A 7925-nucleotide genomic window follows, 5' to 3' on the forward strand; every position below is an offset into this window, starting at 1 on the left:
TCGTTGAGCGCCCGATAGATCGGCTCGTCCTTCATCCAGGGCGCGCCCTGGATGAAGGACGAGCCGATCTATCGGGCGCTCAACGACGTGCCGTGGCCGGCGCGCGCGGGCACGCTTGACGCGACGCTGGCGGCGGTCCGCGCCCGCATGCGCGCCGACACCGCGACCTCCGACGCGGACAAGGCGGCGGCCTACGCCGTCACCGAGACGAAGATGAAGGAGTACTTCGCCGCCGACCCGGACCGCGGCTACCTCGATCGCAATCTCGCCGACATCCGAACCTGGGCCGACCTCTACGGCGTCGCGCCGCGACGGATCCTGATGGGGGAGTTCGGCGCCCTGAGGAGCGATGCGCGCTACGTCGCGTCGCGCGCCCCCGATCGCGCCCGCTACATCCGCGACGTCCGCGAGGCGGCGGAGGCCGCGGGCTTCGCCTGGGCGTTCTGGAACCTGTTCGACGGGCTCGGCCTGATGGACGACGCCCACCGCATCGATCCCGCGATCATCGCCGCGCTGGGCCTGACGATGCCGGGGACGGCGAGGCGCTGAGCGGGCGGGGCGGGTACAGCACCAGCAGCATCAGCGCGAACTTGGCGAGGAGGGTCGTCTTCCCGCCGATGCTCTCGAAGGTGTTGATCAGCACGACGAAGGCGAGGATCGGCAGGAACACGCCGTGCCGGCACTGCCGCGCCACCTCGTAGAGGAACAGCGCGATCGCGACGATCAGCAGCACCGTCATCGCGACGCCGTTGTAGAGGAGGCTGCGCACGATCGGGTTCTCGATGCCCCATTCGAGGCCGTACATCCGACGCAGGGTGTCGACGATCGACGGATCGGGCCCGACCAGGAGATCGCGGAACGGGATCGCATCGAAGATCGCCAGCATCTCGACGCGGGCATTGGCGCTGCCGCCGTCCGAGACGAAGCGCTCGAGCAGCGCGTCGAAGAAGCCGCCGACGGCGAGCCCGCCGACGACGATCGGCACCATCGTCAGCATCAACACGGCGATCGCCGCCCCGAGCAGCGGCACGCGCCCGGTGCGGAGCGCCCGGTTGAGGGCGACCACCGCGAAGACGCTGCCGAAGCACAGCGTCACCACCGTCGCCGAGCGTCCGCCGAAGGTGATCAGCGCCACCAGCTGCAGGGTGATGAAGCCGGCGCGGGTGATCGGACGGAGCTGGCCGCCGCCGTTGAACAGGGCGAGGATGTAGCAGGCGGTCAACGTCGCGTTGGCCAGCGGATGGCCCTGCAGCGCCGCCGAGCGCGTGTCGGTGTCGAAGGCCTGCCCGTCCATGCGGAACGGGAAGAAGCGCTGGCCGCTCACGAACTCGACGAGGCCGAGCGCGGCGTTGGCGACCATGACCGCGTGCACCACGATCTCCACGTGCCGCATGGTGATCGCGTCCCGGTCGGCCATCAGGATCACGACGAGGCCGGTGAGCACGTAGGTGTCGAGCGAGCCGGCAAGCCCGGTCCCGTTCCGCGAGGCGATGAAGGCGAGCAGCCCGAAGCCGACGAGGCAGAGCAGCACGCTCGCGGGACGCCGCTCGGCCGCCGCCGCCATCGGGATCACCGGGTTGCCGGCCCGCAGCATCGTCCAGCCGAACAGGAACACCGCGAGGTAGGTCGCGGGATGGACCTTCTGCGCCGCCGAGCCGGTGATGCCGTCGTAGTTGATGCCCACGGCCCAGAGCATGCCGCCCGACAGGCCGCAGGTGACCAGGGCGAGCACGACCAGGGCCCAGGACTCGAACCGCGAGAGGGAGGGCAGCGGGAACGCCTGCGGCTGCCGCCGGGCCGCGTGCGCCGGCGTCGTCGGGCGGTACGCCTGCGTCACGATCGGTTCCTCAGCTCGCCGCGCGCGCGTCGAGCAGCAGCGAGCCGGAGACCGGCCGGCCCAGGGCCTCCGAGGTGCCGACGAGGCTGAGGAGGTCGCGCTGGCGGGTGGCGCCGTTGCGCACGATCAGCAGCAGGCGGTCGGCGGCCGCCGCGACCGGCCCGATCCGCAGGTTCTCGGACAAGACGCCGCCGTCGAGGATGACCAGCTCGTAGCGCCCCTTCACCCCGGCGAGGAAGCGCTCGACGTTGGTGCGCAGGAACGCGTCGCGCACCGGCTTCTGCGCGTCGCCCATGCCCATCCGACGCGCGCCGGTCGCAGGATCGAGGCGGGTGACGGCGTTCAGGCTCTGCTCGCCGCGGAGCACGTCGAGGAGGCCGCCGACGCTCGAATCGTCGATCCGCATGTCGGCGTCGACGATCAGCACCCGCTCGCCGCGCGCCACCGCGACGGAGGCGAGCAGGTCGATCACCGCCTTGCGGTCGGCGTCGTCCGCCTCGCCGGAGGTGACGAGGATGCTGATCGAGCGGCCGCCATCGGTCGATTCGTGGAGGTGGTCGAGGGTGAAGCCCGCCGCCGACGCGCTGGCGCCGTCGCTCCGGCGGCGCAGGCGCGGCAGGGTCGCGACGACCGGCGCGTTCGACAGGCGCTCGAGCTGGCGCTGCGACAGCACCGTCGGCTCGGCATATTCCCGAACCAGGGCGAAGCCGGTGCCGAGGCCGAGGCCGGCGAGCGAGGCCGCAAGCACTAGGAACAGCCGCGGCGGCCAGGAGGCGTCCGCCGGCGGGCGCGCCCAGGTGATGACGCGGGCGTTCGTGCTGTCGATCCCGGTCTGCTCCTTCAGCTCGCGCGAGCGCACGAGGAAGTTGTTGTAGACGGTGCGGCTCGCGTCGACGTCGCGCTCCAGCTCGCGCAGGCGGATGCTCGACTGGGCGCTGACCGCGGATTGCTTCTGGAGCTTCTCGAGGTCGGCGGTGAGCGTGCGCTCGTTGGCCTGCGCCCGCTGATACTCCGACTCCGCCGCCTGAGCGATGCGGCCGAGCTCGCCGTCGATCAGCTGCTTCACGTCCTGCATCTGCGCCCGAGTCGCGGCGATGAACGGGTGCCGCTCGCCGAGATTGGTGCGCAGGTCCGCCTCCTTGCTCGCCAGCTCGGCGTACTGGCCGCGCAGGCGGTCGATCACCGAGGATTGGATCGCCTCGGGCGTCGCGCCGGCGGCGAAGGGCCGTCCGCGGGCGTCCTTGACGCCCTGGAGGCGGGCGCGCGCCTCGGCCGTGCGGGTTCGGGCCGCGACCACGCGGGCGTTGCTGTCGGTGAGCTGCTGCTCGCCGACGAGGCGCCCGCTGGACGCGATCAGGCCGTTCTTCGCCTTGTAGTCCTCCAGCCGCAGGTCGGCCTGGTTCACGGCGTTGCGCAGGTCGTCGAGGCGGCCGCGCAGCTCGCCCGATGCGCGCTTGGCGCCCTCGGCCCGGGCCTCGGTCTGGTCCGACAGGTAGGATTTGGCGATGGCGTTGACGATCCGCGCCGACTTGTCCGGATCGGTGGTGGTGACGATCACGTCGACGACGAAGACCTTGTCGGCACGCTTCACCGAGAGCTTGCGCCGAAGCCGGTCGAGGGACTGCCCGCGTGCGTCGACGACCTTGTCCGGCTGCCGCCCGGCGATCATCTCACGGAGGGAGCGCACGGCGCGCCCGACGATGCCGGTGCTCGCCGCACCGAACTCGGGATCCTTGTCCAGCCCGGTCTCGGCGATGGCGCGCGACAGCACGGTGTCCGATTCGATCACGCGGACCTGGCTCTCGACCTGCGTCACGCCGCCGTCGGGCGACAGCGCTCCGGGATTGACGTCGTTGTTCACGACGACGCGGTCGCGTGGATCGATCAGGAGTTGCGCGGTCGCGGTATAGAGGGACGGCGTGAGGACGGCGTAGGCCAGGGCCGCCAAGCCCAGCACGCTCGCCGTGCCGAGGATCAGCTTCCAGCGCCGGAACAGGATGCGCCACAGGTCGCCGAGCTCGGCCGTGGTCTCGGGCTTGGATGTGACCACGCGCTCGGGCGCGACCGGCTCGATCCAGGCCGAAACGGCAAGGTTTCTGTTCAGCTGTGCCACCGTGGGCCACCGTCGTGTCAAATTGGGTCAGTTTTACGGGCGCCTGACCGGATACTGCAAGGTGTGCGCAACTGAATGAAAATCCCTCAAGACTGCGTAGTACCCCGGGTTCGGACCTCGCTTCTTCGGGTAAGGGTTAATGTCGATCGGGCGGCGGCCTCTGTCTTCAAGGTTATCTTCTCGGTCACGAAATTGGTGATAGATCGCAACGACGGATTGCACCGGGTATCCCGGTTCCTGGCGCCGAACGCGACGGGCGGGGACGCGGCGTTCGCCGGGACGTTCGAGAGGGATCGGTCGGCGGCATGCGTCTCAGGTTGCGTCTCGATGGTCGGAGGCCGCGCCTTTGGCACGTGCACCTGCTCCGTCGGATCGCCGTCCTGCCGGGCGTCGACGCGATCGAGATCGATGCGCGCCCCGGGCCGGACGCGTGGCCGGCCAACGCCGACCTGCTGTTCTCGCTCGAGACGCTGATCCACCGCCTGCCGCGATCGGGCGCCTCGTCGCCGGCGCAGGATCGCGACCTGTCCGCGTGGCGGCCGACCGGGCATGCGCGGCCGGATCTGATCGTCGACCTCTGCGGCGACGTCGCCGCCGCGGAGGCCGGCTCGATCTGGCGGTTGTCCTACGACGGCCGGCCGGGCGAGGCCGGTCTGCTCGCGAGCCTCCTGGCGGGGCGGGCCCCGATGATGGCGCTCGCCGACGGGAGCCGGCTCGTCGCATCGGGTCGCGCGGGCACCGAACGCCGCGGGGTGATGCTGACCTCCTTCGACGACGCGCTGATCCGCACGGTGTCCCTGCTGGCGGCGGCGCTCGCCGGGCGCCACGAGGGCGGCCCCGCGACGGGACGCCCCGGGATCGCGGCACCACCGGCCGAGCTCACGGCCCCCCAGATCCTGTCACGCACCGGGCGCATCCTCGCCCACGCCGTCGCGCAGCGGCTCTACCACCTGTGCTACCATGCCCCGCACTGGCGGGTCGGCTGGCGCCGGCTCGACGGGCCGGACGTGATCGACCTTCGCCGGCACCCCGACACCGGCTGGACCACCCTGCCCGACGACGGCCGGCGCTTCTACGCCGACCCGTTCCCCCTCGATCATCGCGGCGAGACCTGGCTGTTCGTCGAGGATTTCGTCCACGCGACGGCCAAGGGCATCGTCTCGGCGGTACGGTTCTCGACCGACGGCCCGATCGGCGTACCGGTTCCGGTGCTGGAGGAGGCCCATCACCTCTCCTATCCGTTCGTGTTCGAGCGCGCGGGCGAGGCCTGGATGGTGCCCGAAACCGGCAGCGCCGGCACGATCGACCTCTACCGCGCCACCGCCTTTCCGGGCGGCTGGGTGAAGGAGGCGACGCTGGTCTCCGGCGTCGTCGCCAGCGACGCGACCCTGGTCGAGCATGGCGGCCTGTGGTGGATGTTCGCGACCGTCCGCGATGCGCCGCTCGGCGCGGCGCTCGGCAGCGGCTCGTACTCGGATGCGCTCCATCTCTGGTCGGCACCGGATTTCCGCGGGCCCTGGACGCCGCATGCCCACAACCCGGTGCTGGTCGACGTCGCCTCGGCGCGGCCGGCCGGACGCATCGTCGCGCGCGACGGAGCCCTGATCCGCCCGATCCAGGATTGCACCGAGGGCTACGGCCGGGCGCTGGCGCTCGCCCGGATCGACCGCCTCGACGCGGAGGGCTACGCGCAGACCGTCGAGACGAGGCTGACCGCCGGGCCGTCCTGGCCCGGCACCCGCCTCCACACCCTCAACCGGTCGGCGACGCTCGAATGCATCGACGGGTCGGCGCGCTCGCCCCGCCTGCGCACCCTGCTCGGCCGCTGATTTCACGACGCTCGGCGCTCGCGCCCCCTGGCGCGGACGGGGGCGCACCGCTACATGTGTTGGGCGGGGCTGCAGAGTCCGTCAGGAGCACTTTCCCCGGGGCCTTATCGACTCCCCCGGGAGCTGTCCCTGGCCTCGTCCCTGAACTTGGCCAACACGGCGCCCACCTACACTGTAGGTTTCCCGGGATCGATCCTCCAACGGCTCACGTGGCTCCGCACTCGACCTCCTCCGACAAGGCCGCCCTGCGAAGCGACGCGCTCGCACGGCGCGACGCCCTCGACCCGGAGACCAGGCGCGCCGGATCGCTCGCGATCGCCGAGCATGCCCTCACGGTCGCGGGCCTCGCCGAGGCCACCCTCGTCGGCGCCTTCTGGCCGATCCGCAGCGAGGCCGACCCGCGCCCGCTGATCGAGTGCTTGTTCGCCCGCGGCCAGCGCGTCGCGCTGCCGAAGGTCACGCCGGACGGCCTGGTGTTCCGCGAGTGGCGCGCGGGCGAGACGCTGGTCGCCGGCCGCTTCGGCCTCAGCGAGCCGCGCGACGACCTGCCGGCCCTCGACCCGACCGCCCTGATCGTGCCGCTCGCCGCCTTCGACCGGCGCGGCCAGCGCATCGGCTACGGCCGCGGCTACTACGACCAGGCGATCAGCCGACTGTCGCGCAGCGGCCCGGTGCTGACCATCGGCATCGCCTTCTCGGTCCAGGAGATCCAGCGGGTCCCGGCCGAGCCGCACGATCGCCCCCTCGACCACCTCGTGACCGAGGCCGGGTTCGTTCCCCTCACCAAAGACCTCTGACGATGCGGCTTCTCTTTCTCGGCGACGTGGTCGGGCGTCCCGGCCGAAAGGCCGTCACCGACCGGCTTCCCGCCTTGCGCGAGCGCTGGCGGCTCGATTGCGTGGTCGTGAACGGCGAGAACGCGGCCGGCGGGTTCGGCATCACCGAGTCGATCTGCGACGAGATCCTCGGGGCCGGCGCCGACGCGGTGACGCTCGGCAACCACTCCTTCGATCAGCGCGAGGCGCTGGTCTTCATCGCCCGCCAGCCGAAGCTGGTCCGGCCGGCGAACTACCCGCCCGGCACGCCGGGCCGGGGCGCCACCATCGTCGAGACCCGGGCCGGCGCCCGCGTCCTCGTCGTCAACGTGATGGGCCGGCTGTTCATCGACGCGCTGGACGACCCCTTCGCCGCGGTCGAGCGCGAGCTGTCCGCCTGCCCGCTGGGCGAGGCCGCCGATGCGGTCGTCATCGACGTCCATGCCGAGGCGACCAGCGAGAAGCAGGCCTTCGGCGTGTTCCTCGACGGCCGCGCCAGCCTCGTCGTCGGCACCCACACCCACGTCCCGACCGGCGACCACCGCATCCTGCCCGGCGGCACGGCCTACCTGACGGATGCCGGGATGTGCGGCGATTACGACTCGGTGCTCGGCATGCAGAAGGAGGAGCCGCTGCGGCGCTTCCTGCAGAAGACGCCGGGCGCCCGCCTCGAAGCGGCGCAAGGGGAGGGCACCCTGTGCGGCATCGCCGTCGAGACCAATGCGGACGGCCTCGCCGTCACGGTCTCGGCGGTTCGCCTCGGGCCTCATCTCGAGGAGACCTGGCCGCGGGATTGGGATTAGTCCGCACTGAACGATGTGAACGCGCGCTGTGCGGCTTGATCGCATCGTAGGCTGACGCCACAGTGCCGGCCTGCTCGATCGAGGCCGCCGATCATCTTCGGGAGACGACCTCGCGCCACCTTCCGAAGAGTCGCGACCGATGGCCGCCCGTTCCGACACCGCGTTTCCCGCACAGCCGAGTGCGGACAGGCCGATCGGCAAGAGTCCGGCGGGCAAGATTCCGGCGGCCAGGAGACCGATCGCGAAGCCGGGCATCTACCTCGTCCGGATGCTGGTCTTCCTGATCCTGGTCGGGTTCCTCGCCTTCATCCTGTTTCGCCAGATCACGCCCGCCTTCCAGGCCAATCCGGGGCTCAACGGCCTGATCCTCGGCGTACTCCTCATCGCGGTGCTGCTGGCCTTCGGGCAGGTGATCCGGCTCTACCGCGAGGCGTCCTACGTCAACGCGGTCGCCTCGGGGGAGGCGGCCAAGCGCCCGCCGCGCCTCGTCGTCCCGCTGGTGCCGGCGATCCAGGCCCGGCGCGACGG

Annotated in this window: 6 protein-coding genes, 1 other RNA gene and 1 pseudogene; 6 read left to right on the plus strand and 2 right to left on the minus strand. The window is 71.5% G+C overall.

What is annotated here, in order from left to right:
• Positions 1-51 precede the first annotated feature (51 nt).
• Positions 52-549: a hypothetical protein gene (locus FV223_RS15085; RefSeq protein WP_147727807.1), complete on the plus strand. Its 498-nt coding sequence runs from the start codon at positions 52-54 to the stop codon at positions 547-549.
• Here the strand turns inward: FV223_RS15085 and FV223_RS15090 are convergent.
• Both FV223_RS15090 and FV223_RS15095 read right to left on the minus strand, forming a co-directional pair.
• Positions 503-1837 carry a VpsF family polysaccharide biosynthesis protein gene (locus tag FV223_RS15090; RefSeq protein ID WP_246686350.1) on the minus strand — a complete coding sequence of 445 codons (1335 nt, stop codon included), beginning with the start codon at positions 1835-1837 and terminating at the stop codon, positions 503-505. The genes FV223_RS15085 and FV223_RS15090 overlap by 47 nt on opposite strands.
• A 10-nt stretch (positions 1838-1847) precedes the next feature.
• On the minus strand, positions 1848-3950 hold the full coding sequence (locus FV223_RS15095; protein WP_147727808.1) for an exopolysaccharide transport family protein: 2103 nt from the start codon (positions 3948-3950) through the stop codon (positions 1848-1850).
• 353 nt (positions 3951-4303) lie between these two features.
• On the opposite strand from FV223_RS15095, the gene FV223_RS15100 reads away from it, so the two are divergent.
• From FV223_RS15100 to FV223_RS15120, 5 genes and pseudogenes are all read left to right on the plus strand, one after another.
• Complete coding sequence (locus FV223_RS15100; protein ID WP_313899076.1) at positions 4304-5779, plus strand: formyl transferase; 1476 nt, start codon at positions 4304-4306, stop codon at positions 5777-5779.
• Positions 5780-5842: 63 nt separating this feature from the next.
• Positions 5843-5999, plus strand: a non-coding RNA gene (ssrS, locus tag FV223_RS15105) — 6S RNA.
• Positions 5989-6576 carry a 5-formyltetrahydrofolate cyclo-ligase gene (locus FV223_RS15110; RefSeq protein WP_147727810.1) on the plus strand — a complete coding sequence of 196 codons (588 nt, stop codon included), beginning with the start codon at positions 5989-5991 and terminating at the stop codon, positions 6574-6576. The genes ssrS and FV223_RS15110 overlap by 11 nt, the downstream gene beginning before the upstream one ends.
• A gap of 2 nt (positions 6577-6578) precedes the next feature.
• Complete coding sequence (locus FV223_RS15115; RefSeq protein WP_147727811.1) at positions 6579-7397, plus strand: TIGR00282 family metallophosphoesterase; 819 nt, start codon at positions 6579-6581, stop codon at positions 7395-7397.
• Between the two features lie 268 nt (positions 7398-7665).
• Positions 7666-7925: pseudogene (locus FV223_RS15120) on the plus strand (flagellar motor protein MotA); the annotation flags it as partial.

It is taken from the genome of Methylobacterium sp. WL116 (assembly GCF_008039455.1).
GTDB lineage: Bacteria > Pseudomonadota > Alphaproteobacteria > Rhizobiales > Beijerinckiaceae > Methylobacterium.